The organism is Microcella sp. (assembly GCF_051860105.1).
In the GTDB taxonomy this organism is placed as follows: domain Bacteria; phylum Actinomycetota; class Actinomycetes; order Actinomycetales; family Microbacteriaceae; genus Microcella.
Genome location: NZ_JBHYEO010000038.1, coordinates 1 through 15,054 on the forward strand (window position 1 = coordinate 1; position 15,054 = coordinate 15,054).

Annotated in this window: 15 protein-coding genes; 6 read left to right on the top strand and 9 right to left on the bottom strand. The window is 66.3% G+C overall.

Annotated features, from left to right (window positions below; translation table 11 throughout):
* Positions 1-34: 34 nt before the first annotated feature.
* A complete protein-coding gene (locus tag ACTIE9_RS12855; RefSeq protein WP_439565962.1) occupies positions 35-328 on the bottom strand; it encodes a helix-turn-helix domain-containing protein in 294 nt (97 codons plus the stop codon).
* 147 nt (positions 329-475) lie between these two features.
* Here ACTIE9_RS12855 and ACTIE9_RS12860 point away from each other — a divergent pair, with 147 nt between their 5' ends.
* A complete protein-coding gene (locus ACTIE9_RS12860) occupies positions 476-1,708 on the top strand; it encodes an IS256 family transposase (protein WP_439565963.1) in 1,233 nt (410 codons plus the stop codon).
* 189 nt (positions 1,709-1,897) lie between these two features.
* On the opposite strand, the gene ACTIE9_RS12865 is transcribed toward ACTIE9_RS12860, so the two are convergent.
* Complete coding sequence (locus ACTIE9_RS12865) at positions 1,898-2,386, bottom strand: Lrp/AsnC family transcriptional regulator (RefSeq protein ID WP_439565964.1); 489 nt, start codon at positions 2,384-2,386, stop codon at positions 1,898-1,900.
* A 133-nt stretch (positions 2,387-2,519) separates the two neighbouring features.
* Here ACTIE9_RS12865 and ald point away from each other — a divergent pair, with 133 nt between their 5' ends.
* From ald to ACTIE9_RS12885, 4 genes are all read left to right on the top strand, one after another.
* Positions 2,520-3,644, top strand: a complete 1,125-nt coding sequence (gene ald, locus ACTIE9_RS12870) for an alanine dehydrogenase (protein ID WP_439565965.1) — start codon at positions 2,520-2,522, stop codon at positions 3,642-3,644.
* A gap of 72 nt (positions 3,645-3,716) precedes the next feature.
* On the top strand, positions 3,717-4,565 hold the full coding sequence (gene kynA, locus ACTIE9_RS12875) for a tryptophan 2,3-dioxygenase (protein ID WP_439565966.1): 849 nt from the start codon (positions 3,717-3,719) through the stop codon (positions 4,563-4,565).
* Positions 4,562-5,830: a kynureninase gene (locus tag ACTIE9_RS12880; protein ID WP_439565967.1), complete on the top strand. Its 1,269-nt coding sequence runs from the start codon at positions 4,562-4,564 to the stop codon at positions 5,828-5,830. Before kynA ends, ACTIE9_RS12880 begins: the two co-directional genes overlap by 4 nt.
* Before the next feature lie 16 nt (positions 5,831-5,846).
* Positions 5,847-6,689 carry a PaaX family transcriptional regulator gene (locus ACTIE9_RS12885; RefSeq protein WP_439565968.1) on the top strand — a complete coding sequence of 281 codons (843 nt, stop codon included), beginning with the start codon at positions 5,847-5,849 and terminating at the stop codon, positions 6,687-6,689.
* Between the two features lie 14 nt (positions 6,690-6,703).
* Here ACTIE9_RS12885 and ACTIE9_RS12890 read toward each other — a convergent pair whose 3' ends face one another.
* From ACTIE9_RS12890 to ACTIE9_RS12920, 7 genes are read right to left on the bottom strand one after another with little or no spacing between them, the layout of a single operon-like run.
* The gene (locus ACTIE9_RS12890) at positions 6,704-7,129 is read right to left on the bottom strand and encodes a cupin domain-containing protein (protein ID WP_439565969.1); all 426 of its coding nucleotides are present in this window, start codon (positions 7,127-7,129) and stop codon (positions 6,704-6,706) included.
* Positions 7,116-7,958, bottom strand: coding sequence for a fumarylacetoacetate hydrolase family protein (locus ACTIE9_RS12895; RefSeq protein WP_439565970.1), 843 nt, complete (start codon positions 7,956-7,958; stop codon positions 7,116-7,118). Before ACTIE9_RS12895 ends, ACTIE9_RS12890 begins: the two co-directional genes overlap by 14 nt.
* An 11-nt stretch (positions 7,959-7,969) precedes the next feature.
* Positions 7,970-8,392 (bottom strand): RidA family protein, encoded by a 423-nt coding sequence (locus ACTIE9_RS12900; protein ID WP_439565971.1) that lies wholly within the window; start codon positions 8,390-8,392, stop codon positions 7,970-7,972.
* A complete protein-coding gene (locus ACTIE9_RS12905; protein WP_439565972.1) occupies positions 8,389-9,324 on the bottom strand; it encodes an acyl-CoA thioesterase in 936 nt (311 codons plus the stop codon). The genes ACTIE9_RS12900 and ACTIE9_RS12905 overlap by 4 nt, the downstream gene beginning before the upstream one ends.
* Positions 9,321-11,609: a bifunctional salicylyl-CoA 5-hydroxylase/oxidoreductase gene (locus tag ACTIE9_RS12910; protein ID WP_439565973.1), complete on the bottom strand. Its 2,289-nt coding sequence runs from the start codon at positions 11,607-11,609 to the stop codon at positions 9,321-9,323. Before ACTIE9_RS12910 ends, ACTIE9_RS12905 begins: the two co-directional genes overlap by 4 nt.
* Positions 11,610-11,611: 2 nt before the next feature.
* Positions 11,612-11,815, bottom strand: coding sequence for a hypothetical protein (locus ACTIE9_RS12915; RefSeq protein ID WP_439565974.1), 204 nt, complete (start codon positions 11,813-11,815; stop codon positions 11,612-11,614).
* On the bottom strand, positions 11,812-13,158 hold the full coding sequence (locus ACTIE9_RS12920; protein WP_439565975.1) for a phenylacetate--CoA ligase family protein: 1,347 nt from the start codon (positions 13,156-13,158) through the stop codon (positions 11,812-11,814). Before ACTIE9_RS12920 ends, ACTIE9_RS12915 begins: the two co-directional genes overlap by 4 nt.
* 262 nt (positions 13,159-13,420) lie before the next feature.
* Between ACTIE9_RS12920 and ACTIE9_RS12925 the strand changes: the two genes are divergently transcribed.
* On the top strand, positions 13,421-15,022 hold the full coding sequence (locus ACTIE9_RS12925) for a peptide ABC transporter substrate-binding protein (protein ID WP_439565976.1): 1,602 nt from the start codon (positions 13,421-13,423) through the stop codon (positions 15,020-15,022).
* Positions 15,023-15,054: the final 32 nt, after the last annotated feature.

The following is a 15,054-nucleotide window of genomic DNA, read 5'->3' on the forward strand; positions in this document are numbered from 1 at the left end:
CGGGATGTTTCCTATGTCGTGAGACAGGGGTTTCCTATGTCCTGAAACTAGACACTGCCCCCGCAACCAAAGTCATTGCCCCTGTCGCTCTAGCGGCGGGGGCAATGCTCTTTTGCGGGGCCGCCGACTCAATGGGCTCAAGTCCGAGCATGTAGTTGGGTGAGACACCAAAGACTTCGCACAGCGAAACCAGGTCGTCAAGAGACCATCGGTTGCGCCCGGTCATCTTCACCGCGACGGTGGGCGCAGCAACGCCGATAAGCCCGGCAAGGCGGCGCTGAGTCATGCGCCCATTGATGAACATCAGGTGGTTGACGCGTTGCGCCACTCTCTCGTTCGAATCGAGTCGTTTCGATGGCCTGAGTCCCGTGGAGTGGTGGACTTTCCGGTCCTGAGCGTCGTGTCATCGACGTGAGGGGCCACCGTGCGATGGTCAGTGAGAACGACCAAGTTACTCACGACAGGAGATCGCACGATGGCCCTCAATCAGTCTGCCCTGCTTCAGCTGCTCGCCGAGCTGAAACTCACCGACACCACCGACCGCATCCGTCAGATGACCGAACGGCTCTACCAAGAACTGATCGACGCCGAAGCCGCGTCGGTGATCGGCGCCGGACCCTACGAGCGCACCGCCGAGCGCGTTGCGACTCGCAACGGGGCAAGGTTGCGCACCCTGTCGACCACTGCGGGAGATTTGGAGTTGCGGATCCCGAAACTGCGGGCCGGCAGTTTCTTCCCGTCGCTGTTGGAGCGGCGCCGCCGGGTCGATCAGGCGCTGTTCGCCGTGGTGATGGAGGCCTACCTGCACGGCGTCTCCACCCGCAAGGTTGACGATCTGGTCAAAGCGCTCGGCGCCGATGCGGGCATCTCGAAGTCCGAGGTGTCTCGCATCTGCGCCGGCCTGGACGCGACGGTTGCGGCATTCCGCGACCGATCCCTGTCTCAGATCGCCTACCCCTACGTCTTCTTGGACGCCACCTATTGCAAGGTTCGCATCGACGGGCGGGTGGTGTCTCAAGCGGTTGTCGTCGTGATCGGGATCACCGCTGACGGGCACCGTCAGGTGCTCGGCTTTGACGTGGGCGACAGCGAAACCGAGGATTTCTGGAAAGCGTTCTTGCGGTCCCTGAAAGCCCGAGGCCTTTCCGGGGTGAAGCTGGTGATCTCTGACGCGCACGCGGGCTTGAAAGCAGCCGCCGCAGTGGTGCTGCAGGGAGCCAGTTGGCAGCGGTGCCGCGTGCACTTCATGCGCAACGTGCTCACCGCCTTGCCCAAAGGTCGGCAGGAGATGGTCGCCTCGATCATCCGCACGATCTTCGCCCAACCCGACGCTGAGCATATTGACGCGCAGTTCGATGAGGTTGCTCGCATGATCGACCGTGTTCACCCCAAGGCTGCCCGGATGCTCCACGATGCCCGAGCCGACGTGCTGGCGTTCAAGCACTTCCCAGCCCGGCATTGGCGGCAGATCTGGTCGACGAATCCGCTGGAACGGCTGAATCGTGAGATCAAACGTCGCACCGACGTCGTCGGAGTGTTCCCGAACACTGCCAGCCTGCTGCGCCTGACCGGCGCCGTTCTGATCGAGCAGCACGACGAATGGGAAGCTGGCGACCGCCGCTACTTTTCCGAAGCGTCTATGGCCGAACTCGTAACCATCACCGAGGTCGATCAGGGGGTGATCCTGCCCGAGATCACGGCCGCCTAAACTACAACCAGCTGATCATCGCGCGGAAACGAAAGACCACCACTCAGCGGGACGTGGCCGCAACCATTGTCCTGTGTCAGGACAGAAGAAGCCCTCGAACCTCGTGGTTCGGGGGTTTCTGCTGTCGAGGGCCCCGGCATCGGGGACGACGCCGATCGGGTGGCCTAGCCGACGCTGGCGCCTCAGGGTCTAGGAAAACGACGACGCGGACGCGTTGCGCGTGTACTCGAAGATGATGCTGGTTCGCGTGGACGCGACGCTCGCGTGGCCCGACATCTGGTCGACGATGAAGCGTCGAAGCTCCGTCGAGTCCGCGACGGCGACATGCACGATGAAGTCATCGACTCCGCCCACGAAGAATGCCTGAGTCACCTCGGTCAGACTGCGCACGTGCGCAGAGAAGCTTGCGATGCTGGTCTGGCGGGCTCCGGGCCGCAGCGTGACGCCGATCAGCGCCTGGATATCGAGGCCGAGGGCCCGCTGCGACACGACCGCCTCGTATCCGACGATCACCCCCCGCTCTTCGAGGCCCCGCACGCGTGCATGCGCGGTGGCCTCAGCCACGCCCGCCTGTGCGGCGATCTGTCGGTTGGTGGCTCGTCCGCGTTCGCGCAGCAACCCCAGGATGCGGGCATCGGTCTCGTCGATCGACGCGTCATTGCGGATCCTTGCAGTCATGTCGGCCTCCCTGGGTGCCCGTTCGAAACATTACGGCAGATGAAGGCGATGAAGGTGCTGAAGATTCGGGGATTCCCCTCGTGGCCCGACTCCATCGCCACTATTGGGAGCAAAATAGAAAGGAAACCCCGCCATGCGCGTCGGCATCCCCGCTGAAGTCAAGAACAACGAGCGACGAGTCGCGATCACCCCGGAGGGAGTGGACGCGCTCGTGCGCTCCGGCCATGAGGTCGCCGTCCAGACCGGAGCAGGGCTCGGTGCTGGCATCACCGACGACGACTTCCGGGGCGCTGGAGCCTCGATCGCTCCGACGGCCGACGCCGTGTGGTCCTCGAACGAGTTGATCGTCAAGGTGAAGGAGCCGATCGCCGACGAGTTCGTCCGGCTGCAGCGGGGCCAGGTGCTGTTCACCTACCTGCATCTCGCCGCATCCGAGCCCTGCACCCGGGCGCTTCTGGACGCGGGTGTGACGTCGATCGCCTATGAGACCGTGCGGCTCGCAGACGGCTCTCTGCCCCTCCTCGCGCCGATGAGCGAAGTCGCGGGCAGACTGTCGATCACGGTCGGCGCGCACCACCTTCTGGGTCCGTTCGGTGGTCGCGGGGTCGTTCTGGGGGGAGTCCCCGGAACACCGAAGGCGAAGGTCGTGGTCATCGGCGGCGGGGTCGCCGGGGAGCACGCGGCGCGCAGCGCGATCGGTCTTGGCGCCGACGTCACGATCGTCGATATCTCGACCGCGAGACTGCGTCACCTCGAAGCTGTCCTCGGTGAACGCGTGCAGACTCGGCTCTCGACGCCGCGGGAGATCGCCGCGCTCGTGGCGGATGCCGACCTGGTGATCGGGTCGGTTCTGGTTCCCGGGGCGGCGGCGCCCAAGCTCGTCACCGACGAGATGGTCGCCCGCATGCGCGAGGGGTCCGTTCTGGTGGACATCGCCATCGACCAGGGCGGATGCTTCGAGGGTTCCCGCGCAACGACCCACGACGCTCCCACCTTCCGGGTGCACGATGCCATCTACTACTGCGTGGCGAACATGCCCGGGGCCGTTCCGCACACCGCCACCCGCGCGCTGACCAACGCGACGCTGCCGTATGTGCGCCGCCTCGCCGATCGTGGGTGGATCGACGCACTGACGTCGGATTCGTCGTTGGCCGCGGGCCTCCACACCGTCGACGGTGTTCTCACCAACGCAGAGGTGGCTCGTGCACTGCACCTGGACTGGCGCCCGGTCGCCGACATGCTGGACGCATCTATGTAGAAAGTGTGACGCTCGTCATTAGTTCGATATGTTTACGGGGTCCGGCAATGCGAACGCGATGAGGAGTCGACCGTGGCAGACAACGTGAGGCCCATAGAAGAGGGGGTCGTCAGAGACTTCAGCGACCGCATGAGTTATGGCGGCTATCTGGACCTCGAGCAGCTGCTGTCTGCCCAACGGCCCGTGAGCAACCCGGTGCACCACGACGAGATGCTGTTCATCATCCAGCACCAGACCACCGAGCTCTGGCTGAAGCTCCTGCTGCACGAATTCGCCTCTGCGCGAGCGCTTCTTCGCCAGGACGAGCTCCGCGAAGCGCTCAAGCGGCTGGCCCGCGTGAAGCACATCCAGGAGGTGCTCACGCAGCAGTGGTCGGTGCTGTCGACTCTGACACCTTCTGAGTACGCGCAGTTCCGTGACGACCTCGGCAGCTCCTCCGGGTTCCAATCCGCCCAGTATCGGGCGGTGGAATTCCTGCTGGGCAACAAGAACCGCGACATGCTCGCCGTGTTCGCCGACGATCCGGCGAGCCAGAGCGTTCTGGCCGCCGAGCTCGAGGCGCCCAGTCTGTATGACGAGTTCCTGCGGCTCCTCGCCCGTCGAGGCTTCCCCATCCCGCCGGAGGTCCTCGAACGGGATGTCACCGAGCCGTATCGCGTCCAGCCCGCGCTCGTGCCGGTCCTGCTCGAGATCTACCGCGATCACAGCGGACACTGGGACCTGTACGAGGCATGCGAGGAACTCGTGGACATCGAGGACAACTTCCAGCTCTGGCGCTTTCGGCACATGCGCACCGTGATGCGCACGATCGGGATTAAGACGGGAACCGGGGGCTCGAGCGGAGTCGACTTCCTGCAGCGCGCCCTCAGCCTCACGTTCTTCCCCGAGCTCTACCGGGTGCGAACCGAGATCGGCGCATGACGGGCTCACCGGTCCCCCTGCTCCCTCCTGAGGTCGGCGGCGCACTGCTCGAGCGGGCCCGCGCGCTGGACCTCGCCGATCCGCTCGGCAGCTTCGCTGAGCAGTTCGAACCGGCGGTCGGCGTCACGGCCTACCTCGACGGCAACTCTCTCGGCCGGCCCGTTCGTGGAACGGGCGAGAGGATCGCGCAGTTCGTGGCCGAGCAGTGGGGCACCCGACTGATCCGGTCCTGGGACGAGAACTGGATGGAGCTCCCGTTCATCCTGGGCGACACGATCGCCCGCGTCGCACTCGGTGCGGCGGCCGGGCAGACGGTGGTCGCCGATTCGACGACCGTGCTGCTCTACAAGCTCATCAGCGCCGCTGTCGCGGACGTGCCGGCGGGCTCGAGGATCCTCATCGAGCGGGGGAACTTCCCGACCGATCGCTTCGTCGTCGAGGGGGTCGCCGCGGCGCGCGGTCTCGCGATCGACTGGATCGATGCCGATCCGATCGACGGCGTGGCGCCGGACGACGTCGCTGCCGCTCTGACGCCCGAGACAGCGGTCGTCGTGCTCAGCCACGTCGACTATCGATCGGGAGCGCTCGCGGATATGCGCGCGATCACGCGCATCGTCAAGGCCGCCGACTCGCTGATGGTGTGGGATCTCAGCCACAGCGCGGGGGTGATCCCGATGGAGCTTGACGCGTGGGGTGTGGATCTGGCTGTCGGGTGCACGTACAAGTACCTGAACGGCGGCCCGGGAGCCCCCGCATTCGCCTATGTGCGGGCCGACCTTCAGGATCGGCTGGAGCAGCCCATCTGGGGCTGGATGGGCGCTGCTCATGTTTTCGCCATGGGGCCGAACTACCGCCCGGGCGGGGGAATGCGCAGATTCGTGAGCGGCACGCCCCCGGTCGTGGGCATGCTCGCGATGCAGGGGATGCTCGGCCTGATCGATCGGGCAGGAATCGATGCGGTGCGGGCCAAGTCGCGCACGCTCACCGACTTCGCGGTCGACGTGCACGATGCCCTGCTGGCCCCCCGCGGGATCGAGCTGCTCAGCCCCCGAGCGTCGGCGCGCCGCGGGTCGCACATCACCGTCGGTCATCCGTCATTCCGGGAGGTGACGCAGACGCTGTGGGCCCACGGAGTCATCCCCGACTTCCGCGCACCGAACGGTCTCCGCCTCGGCCTGTCACCGCTGAGCACGACCTTTGTCGAGACGCTCCGCGGTCTTCAGGCGCTCTGCGACGCTGTGCCAGACTACGGAGATTCCCGCTGACGCAAGGAGGACCGTGGTGACGGCTTTCGACGACATCGATGCCCGACCCGGAAGCACGACCTCCATCCTCAGGACGATCATCGGCCTGTATCTGCGTCGCGTGGGCGGCTGGATCGCCATCTCCGACCTCATCGCTCTGATGGAGGATCTCGGCATTCCGGCAGCGCGCACGCGAACGGGCGTCGTCCGCCTGAAGAAGAAGGGGTTGCTCGTCGCCGAGCGGGCGCACGCGATCGGCTACCGTCTCAACTCAGATTCAGAACGGATGCTCGAACGCGGCGATCGTCGGATCTTCCACGTCCGGCAGATGGGCGCCGCCGACGCGTGGTGCCTCGTGTCTTTCAGCATCCCGGAGAACCAGCGTGATCTGCGTCATCAGCTGCGCCGGAGACTGCAGTGGATCGGGTGCGGGCTGGTCGCACCTGCGCTGTGGGTATGCCCCGACTATCTCAGTCTCGAGGTGGAAGAGATCGTGCACGACCTCGGTGTCGAGCGCTACGTGCTCTTCCGCACCGAAGAGCCGCGCGTCGCCGATTCATTGCCCGAGGCTGTCGCAACGTGGTGGGACCTCGAACTCCTCCGCGAGGAGCACGAGTCGTTCCTGCGCGCCGTCAACGCCATCGAAGAGACCGAGGGCGCCAGCGCCCTCGAGGCCTTCATCGGCTATGTGACCCTGATCGACAACTGGCGAATACTGCCGTACATCGACCCGGGGCTGCCCGCGCACCTGCTGCCGTCTGACTGGCCGGGGCAGCGCAGCATCGACGGCTTCCTCGCGCTCTCTGAGCGCCTGCAGGCGGGGGCGTGGTCGCATGTGACGTCGAGGGTCTCGCCGGTCGAGCAGGCGCGAACCGCATAGTCGCAGCCGCCTGGTCAGACGCGACGGTATCCCTCGAGCGCGGCGTCGTCCACGTCGTCCAGGTTGACGACGATGTTCTCCGGGGTGCGGGCAGTCAGCCAGACCAGTTCTTCTGTGGTCGACATGTTCGCCTCGACGTGCGGCATGTGGGGCGGCACGAACACCCAGTCGCCCGCATTCATGTCGGTCCACCGCGTGTAGTCCGGGCCGAAGTAGATGCGGGCGGTGCCCCGAAGGACGTATCCGCCGGTCTCCGCCTCACCGTGATGATGGGGCAACGACCGGTAGCCGGGCTCGTTGCTGACCTGACCGAACCAGATCTTCGTCGCCGGGGTGTGCTGGGCGCTCACGCCGGACACCCGGAGGGCGCCTCCTGATTGTCCGGTCCCGGCGAGCTCGTGGCCCGCCCGGGTCACCACGGGGATGTCATCGTGCGCCATATGCTGCTCCTGTCGTCTGCGGGGAGAGGGGGGTGATTCGGAGTCGATTGCGGAGTCGGCCAATGCCCTCGACCTCGACCTCCACGAAGTCGCCGTCAGCGAGGTAGACCTGAGGCTGACGCCCCGCGCCAACCCCGCCCGGCGTGCCGGTGAGCACCAGATCGCCGGGTCGAAGCCGGGTGATGTGCGAGATGTAGCTGAGCAGGTGGGCCGCGTCGAAGACCAGATCCGAGACCGGGGCCTCCTGCACGATCTCACCGTTCACCCGGGTTCGCAGTAACTGCCCGTCACGCGGGTCGAACTCGTCTGCCGTCACGATGACGGGGCCGAGGGGAGTCGTGGCATCGAACATCTTTCCCTGCTGCCACTGCGTCGAGCGGTACTGCCAGTCTCGGAGCGACACGTCATTGGCGATGGTGTAGCCGGCGATGGCCGCCGCCGCGTGCTGCTGATCAGCACGGTGCAGCTCACGGCCGACGACGACGACGAGTTCGCCCTCCCAGTCGATCCGGTCCGAGACCGGGGGCAACTCGATGTCTGCGGTCGGCCCGATCAGGGTGTCGGCGTGCTTCAGGAAGATTGTCGGATACTGAGGAAGGTCGTGACCCATCTCGAGAATGTGGGTGCGGTAGTTCAGCCCGACGCAGATGACCTTCGCCGGCGCAAGAACCGGGCACAGGAAGCGCGTGACATCGGTGAGTGCTGGAGCCGTCGGAGAGAAGCCGGCTCGCGGGTCGCACAGCAGCCGGTCGAGGTTGGGAGCGTTCAGGGGGAGGAGGCCGCCTTCGGTCTCGAGTACGGAGGTGACGGATCCATCGGCTCGCTCCACAGTGGCCAGCCTCACGAGGTGCCCGAGCCTGCTGCAGAGTCGGGGGCGATGACAGCAATGCCTTGAATCTCGATGAGTGCGTCGGGCTGCCACAGCGCGGTCACCCCGACGCCGGCCATCGCCGGATAGTGGGCGCCGGCGAGTTCGCGCCACACCCGGCCGATCTCTCGACCGTTGCGCTGGTAGTCGTGCAGGTCGGTGAGGTAGATGGTGATCGAGACGAGGTCGGTCGGGACGCCTCCGGCGGCATCCAGCGCAATGAGTACGTTCGAGAACGCCTGCCGGAACTGCTCGACGATGCCGCCGTCGACGATGCGACCGGCGGCATCCATCGCCGTCTGGCCGCCGAGATGCACGGTGTCGCCGGCGCGCGTCGCGTGCGAGAAGCCCGACGGCTGGCTGAGGCCCACGGGATTGATGTTGCGGCTGGTCATTGACGTTCCCTCTCGACATGCGGGCGGATGACGCCCTCCTGGGCGACGGTGGCGACGTGGGTGCCGTCGGCGGTGAAGAACCGACCTCGATTCAGTGCGCGACCGGCCCGTACCGCGATCGGCTCTTGCACGTACATGACCCAGTCGTTGAGGTCGAACTCACGGTGGAACCACATGCTGTGGTCGAGGCTCGCCGTCACGAGGCCGGGAGTCGTCCACCCGAGCCCGTACACACGTAGCGAGGGCTCGAGGATCGTGTAGTCGCAGACGTAGGCGAGCGCCAGGCGCTGTGTCACGGAGTCGGTCGGCAGCGTGCTGGCGGCGCGAATCCAGACGATCGAGACCTGTTCGCCGCCGTCGACGGTGAGATAGATCGGCGAGGGGTCGTGCCGCAGATCGAAGCTGCGGCCCGCCGACCAGTAGTCGGCCGCGGCACCCGTCGCGCCGACCATCGCGAGGTACTCCGCCGCGGTGGGGAGTTGCTGCGGGGGCGTCCACCCGGTCGGAGCCACCTCGGTGAAGCGATCGTCGTGGTCGGCATCCTGCTCGAGCGCGAACGATGCGAGCGCCGAGAGCACCTCGTGTCCGGCCTGGCGCGACACCACTCGACGGATCGAGAATCCGCGTCCGTCGCGGACCCGCGACACCTCGTGCTCCACCTCGGCGCCTACGTCGACGGGCCGGACGAAGTAGGCATGGAAGGAGTTCATGACACGGTCGCCATCGACCGTGCGGGATGCGGCAGCGAGGGCCTGCGCCGCGGTGTCGCCCCCGTACGCCTTCGGCCACGGGACATACTGAGCGACTCCGAGGAACCGGTCGCCGTGATCGGCAGCGGTCGTCGGCTGCACGTCGATCGAGGCGAGGAACGCGGTCGCTCGACCGTCGTTGACCACGCCGCCCGCGGATCGCGCGCTCACTGCATCGGTCATCGGGCCACCTGTGCCCGACGCCGCGCCGTCAGTCCGCTGAGGTACTGGGGCGGCACCGAGTCGTCGTCCCACTGAACATCCAGCGCCGCGTTCATGGTCCAGTACGGATCGATGAGATGGGGGCGGGCCAGGAGGCAGAGATCAGCGCGGCCGGCGACCAGGATCGTGTTCACGTCGTCGATGCTCGAGACGGCGCCCACGGTCATGGTGGGAATGCCCGTCTCCTGCCTGATCTGGTCGCTGTAGGGAGTCTGATAGAGCCGACCGTACGCCGGCGCGGCATCCACCGAGGTCTGCCCGGTCGACACGTCGATGATGTCGACTCCGAGCTCGGCGAGCCATCGCGATACCTGAACCGCGTCGTCACCCGTGATCCCGCCATCGACCCAGTCGGTGGCACTGATGCGCGCACTGAGGGGCTTGTCGTCGGGCCACGCCGCTCGCACGGCGCTCACGATCTCGCGCGCCAGTCGAGACCGGTTCTCGAGGCTGCCCCCGTACTCGTCCGATCGACGGTTCGACAGCGGGCTGAGGAACCCCGACACCAGATACCCGTGGGCGAAGTGCAGCTCGACCATGTCGAATCCTGCGCCATCCGCATAACGGGCTGAGACGACGTGCTGGTCCACGATCTCGGCGATCTCAGCGCGGGTCAGCTCGTGCGGCACCTGCGAGTCGGGGCGGTAGGGCCGCGGTGATGCGGCCACGATCGGCCAGGCCCCCTCCTCCAGGGGCACATCGTTGCCCTCCCACCCGACCTTCGTCGCCGCTTTCGCTCCCGCGTGGCCGATCTGGAGGCCGATCTTGGCCGTCGTGTTCTCGTGAACGAAGTCGACGATGCCCCTCCAGGTCGCGGCCTGCTCGTCGTTCCAGATGCCCGGGCAACCCGGTGTGATGCGTCCCTCGGGTGAGACGCAGGTCATCTCGGTGAGGACGAGGCCGGCGCCGCCCACCGCGCGCGAACCGAGGTGGACCAGATGCCAGTCGGTCGGCATCCCGTCGACGGCCGAGTACTGCGCCATCGGCGAGACGACGATCCGGTTCTTCAGGTGCATGCCCCGCAGCCGGAACGGATAGAACATCGGCGGGGTCCCGGCCTCGGCGACGTTCCCGCGTTCGAGCTGATCCGTGTTGAACCAGTCATCCACCCGCTGCGCATACCCGGCGTCACGCAGTCTCAGATTGTCGTAGGTGATCCGCTGACTGCGCGTGAGCAGCTGGAAGACGAACTGCTGCGGGGGCAGGTGCGCGTATCGGTCGATCGACTCGAACCACTCGAGGCTCGTCATCGCCGAGCGGCGCAACGATGCGGCGATCGGGCGCCTCTCGGTCTCGTAGCGTTCCAGCGCGTCGGGGATGCCGTGGCCCTCTGCGACGGCATCCGCCAAGGCGATCGCGTCCTCGAGCGCCTGCTTCGTGCCCGATCCGATCGAGAAGTGCGCCGTGTGCGCGGCATCGCCGATCAGCACGACGTTGCCCGTCACCCAGCGCTGGTTCGAGACGTCGCGGAAGGTGAGCCATCCCGAGTTGTTCCCGACGAGTCGGTGGCCGTCGAGGTAGTCCGCGAAGATCTCTTCGCAGAACCGCATGGATCGCTCATCGCTCTGACCGGGGTGGCGAGGAGACGCCGCGAAGTCGTCGAGCCCCGCGCGCCGCCAGGTCTCGGGATCGGTCTCGACGAGGAATGTGGAGTGAGTGTCGTTGTAGGGGTAGATGTGCGCCCAGAAGCGGCCGTAGGGCGTGTCGACGAAGACGAACGTGAAGCATTCGACCGGACGATCCGTGCCGAACCAGGCGTACGGGAACGGCCTGAGCACCGTGGTCGTCCCGAACTCGGTCGCCAGGGTCTCGCGCGTGCCGCTGTTGATGCCGTCGCTGGCGATCACCAGGTCGTATTCCCGCTGCAGTTCGGGCACGGGCGGGGCGCTCGTGCGGTGGTCGAGTTCGACGCCCAGCTCGCTCGCGCGCTCGGCCAGGACGGCGAGGAGCTCCTTGCGGGCGAGCGCGGCGAAAGCGTGACCATCGGAGCGTTCGGTGACGTCGTTGATCGTCACGTCCATGGCCGACCAGCGTCGCCACAGACGCTCGATCCTGCTGAACGACTCCGCGTCGGCCGCGGCGAGATTGTCGAGGGTCTCCTGCGAGAACACGACCCCGAAGCCGAAGGTGTCGTCGACGGCGTTGCGCTCGAATACGCGGACCTCGCGTGCCGGGTCGGCCTTCTTGAGCAGGATCGAGGCATAGAGGCCGCCCGGGCCTCCTCCGATGACAGCGATTCTCGTCATGATCAGCAGCCGAGATCGATCAGCTGCTCGTAGTCGAGGCAGAGGCCCGTCACGACGATGGACACGCTCGCGAGGGCGTCGCGCAGATTGGCGGCCGCGGTGGGCGGCAGGGTCGCGTCGCTCACCAGATCCTTCAACGCCGTGTACACGGCGAGGATGTCGGACTCGGCGGTGCTGAGCGGCGCGCCCAGCAGGTCGGTGGTCATGTGGTTCCTCCTCCTGCAGTGCGCAGATCAGTGAGTCGTCTGGCCTTGAGCTCGAAACGGGGGAGTGCGCCCTCGGGGGCGCGTTCGATCAGGAAGCGCAAACCCTCGTGCGCGTGCGCCAGCTCTGAGACGAGCGACGACTCGAGTGCATCCCACTGAGCGTCGCCGACAGAGGTCGCCGGCTCGACGACGAGGGTGATCTCGTCGCGGATGCCTTCCCGGGTGATCCTGATCTGGAACTCCTCGATCGAGGGGAATCCCCGAACCACACCCTCCACCGCCCGGGGGTAGACGTTCGTGCCGCGCACCAGCTTCATGTCATCGACCCGCCCGATGATGCCGCCCTCGTACAGGTCCCAGGTCCTGCCGTTGGACGCGTGGGTATGCGGCACTTTCACCACCATGTCGGCCGAGCGGTATCGGATCAGCGGAATGATGCTCCGACCGAACGACGTGCACACCCGTTCGCCGGCCTCGCCGTAGGGCAGGGCTTCTCGTGAAATGGGGTCGATGACCTCTTCGATGAAGTGATCCTCGATGATGTGGCATCCTCCGGGCTGATCGGCCGGCTCGAACATGAAGATGGTCGAGACCTCGGTCATCCCTGCGGTGTCGTAGGCCTTAGCACCCCATAAGGTCTCGATGAGAGCCTTTGTCTCCGGGATCGAGCCCGCGGGCTCGCCGGACAGCACGATCGTGCGCACAGCGCTGGCGGCCAGGTCATAGCCGAGCGCTTCGGCCTCCTGCGCCAACCGCAACGCGTAGGTGGGAGTCGAGGCGACGACGGTCGCGCCGAAGTCAATGATCTGCTTCACCCGGGCGGCGGTGGTCTGAGCTCCGCCGGGGATGACAAGGGCGCCGATCTTCTCGAGTCCGTTGTGCAGTCCCCAGAATCCGATGAACGATCCGTACCCGAACGCGACGTAGCCGATGTCGTAAGGGCGGATGCCGATGCCCCACATCGCATAGCACCACATCTCGCTCGTCCACTTCCAGTCGCGTCTCGTGTCGAGCGCCCGCAGAGGCGTTCGACCGGAGGTTCCGCTCGTGGTGTGCATCCGAACAGCAGCGGAGTGGGGGGCGACCGGCAGGTCCCCGTACGGCGGTGCGGCCTCCTGACTGGCCATCCATTCATCGCGATCGAGGAAGGGGATGCGCTGGATGTCGGGCAGGCTCTTCAGCTGGGCGGGGGTGAACCCGGCCTTCGCGAACGACGCGCGGTAGAACGGGCTCCGGGCGTCGGCCCACTCGGTCACGCGCCGGAGCTTCGTCAGCTGCAGCGCTTCGAGGTCGTCGCGCGAGAGCAGTTCGGTCTTGGCGTTCCAGTACTCCGAATACACCACTCGGATCACCTCTCCTTCGAGTGCGTCCCACGGAACATAACTTAAGTGTGACGATCGTCGCAATATGGAAACATTGAGCGGGCGTCCGCGCCGGGGCGAGGCCCGCGTCGACCAAATTTCATCTATGCAGATGTTTCAATAAGTTTTTAAACTTCATTGACTTCACGACAATCGCTGGCTACGGTGGGCCCACGCCGGCGACGCCGGACTCGGAATACTTGACGTCACGCCCCCCGCGCGGCGTTGCCAAAGGAGGCAACCCATGAAGCACCGCGTCCCATCCGCCCTCGCCGCCGTAGGCGCCTTCAGCCTGCTCATCGCAGGCTGCGCAGGCCCGAGCGACACCGACGTCAGCGCTGACGACGGTGCCAGCACCTTCGTCTATGCCATCAACGAACCGGATCACCTCACGCCCGGACGGCAGACCATGGGCTACACGCCCGTGCTGTCGATCTTCTCTCCTCTCGTCACGGTGGCCGACAGCGGCGAGATCGTCTACGTCCAGGCCGAATCGGTGACGTCGGACGACAACGTGACCTGGACCATCGCCCTGCGCGACGGCTGGACCTTCCACAACGGCGAACCCGTCACGGCGCAGAGCTACGTCGACGCGTGGAACTTCACCGCGCTGTCGACGAACGCCTGGGCGAACGCCGGGCAGCTCGCATCGATCGTCGGCTTCGCCGACCTGCAGGCCGTCGAGGGCGACCCCGTTGCCGAGACCATGAGTGGACTGGCGGTCGTCGATGACCGCACCTTCACCGTCGAGCTCGTCGGAGCCGACAGCTCGTTCCCGCTGCAGCTCAGCGACGCCCAGACGGCGTTCTACCCGATGCCTGAGGCCGCATACGAGGACCTCGACGCCTACGACCGGAAGCCCATCGGCAATGGTCCGTTCCAGATGTCCGAGGACTGGCAGGACAACACCGAGTTCGATGTCGTCGCCTTCGAGGACTTCGCCGGCGACGAGCCGACCATCGACGGCATCACCTTCCGCTCGTACGAGGACCCGAACACGGGATACACCGACGTTCTTGCGGGGAATGCGGACCTCATCTTCCTGCCGACGAGCAAGTACCGTTCTGCCCCCGGCGACTTCGGTGACCGGCTGTACGCGTTCGATGCGCCGACCGTCCACTACCTCGGCTTCCCGCTGTGGGATGAGCGGTACTCCGACGAGCGGGTGCGTCAGGCGATCTCGATGTCGATCGACCGTGACGCCATCAATGACGCGATCTACGGCGGCCTCTACGCACCGGCGACGGCGCTGACCCCGCCGGCGATGATCGGAACCCCCGAAGGCGTGTGCGGCGAGTTCTGCGAGTTCGACCCCGAGGCGGCGAAGGCTCTGCTCGCAGAGGCCGGAGGTTGGGAGGGCACGATGGAGATCGTCTACCCCGGTGGGCTCGGCATGGATGAGCTGTTCGAGGGCTACGCCAACCAGATCCGTCAGAACCTCGGCATCGAGGACGTCGTCGCGGCGCCGAGCACCGACTGGCCCGAGTACTTCGGCACGCTCGTCGACCGCACGGTCGCCGGGCCGCACTTCGGGCAGTGGGGCGCGCAGTACGCGAGCCAGCGGAACACGCTGCGAGCCCTCTTCACCGAGGTCGGAGCCTGCTTCCTCTGCGCGGGCGAGTACTCCAATGCCGACGTCGACGAGCTGCTGACGCAGGCGGATGCTGCTGCCACGCAGGACGAGGCGATCGACTTCTACGTGCAGGTTCAGGAGCGCGTGATGGAGGACTTCCCGGTCGTGCCGACGTTCTTCGCGAAGAACGCCTTCGTCACCAGTGACAAGATCGCCGAGCTGCCCACGATCGGCGGCAGCCCCGTCGTCCAGCGGATCGTTCTCACGGACTGATGACGGGCGACGCCCGAACCGGCGCCGGCTCG

Bases quoted from the DNA above. Each gene is read 5' to 3' on its own strand.
- ACTIE9_RS12860 (WP_439565963.1), top strand. From the start codon at position 476: ATGGCCCTCAATCAGTCTGCCCTGCTTCAGCTGCTCGCCGAGCTGAAA.
- ACTIE9_RS12865 (WP_439565964.1), bottom strand. From the start codon at position 2,386: ATGACTGCAAGGATCCGCAATGACGCGTCGATCGACGAGACCGATGCC.
- ald (WP_439565965.1), top strand. From the start codon at position 2,520: ATGCGCGTCGGCATCCCCGCTGAAGTCAAGAACAACGAGCGACGAGTC.
- ACTIE9_RS12880 (WP_439565967.1), top strand. From the start codon at position 4,562: ATGACGGGCTCACCGGTCCCCCTGCTCCCTCCTGAGGTCGGCGGCGCA.
- ACTIE9_RS12890 (WP_439565969.1), bottom strand. From the start codon at position 7,129: ATGGCGCACGATGACATCCCCGTGGTGACCCGGGCGGGCCACGAGCTC.
- ACTIE9_RS12900 (WP_439565971.1), bottom strand. From the start codon at position 8,392: ATGACCAGCCGCAACATCAATCCCGTGGGCCTCAGCCAGCCGTCGGGC.
- ACTIE9_RS12905 (WP_439565972.1), bottom strand. From the start codon at position 9,324: ATGACCGATGCAGTGAGCGCGCGATCCGCGGGCGGCGTGGTCAACGAC.
- ACTIE9_RS12910 (WP_439565973.1), bottom strand. From the start codon at position 11,609: ATGACGAGAATCGCTGTCATCGGAGGAGGCCCGGGCGGCCTCTATGCC.
- ACTIE9_RS12915 (WP_439565974.1), bottom strand. From the start codon at position 11,815: ATGACCACCGACCTGCTGGGCGCGCCGCTCAGCACCGCCGAGTCCGAC.
- ACTIE9_RS12925 (WP_439565976.1), top strand. From the start codon at position 13,421: ATGAAGCACCGCGTCCCATCCGCCCTCGCCGCCGTAGGCGCCTTCAGC.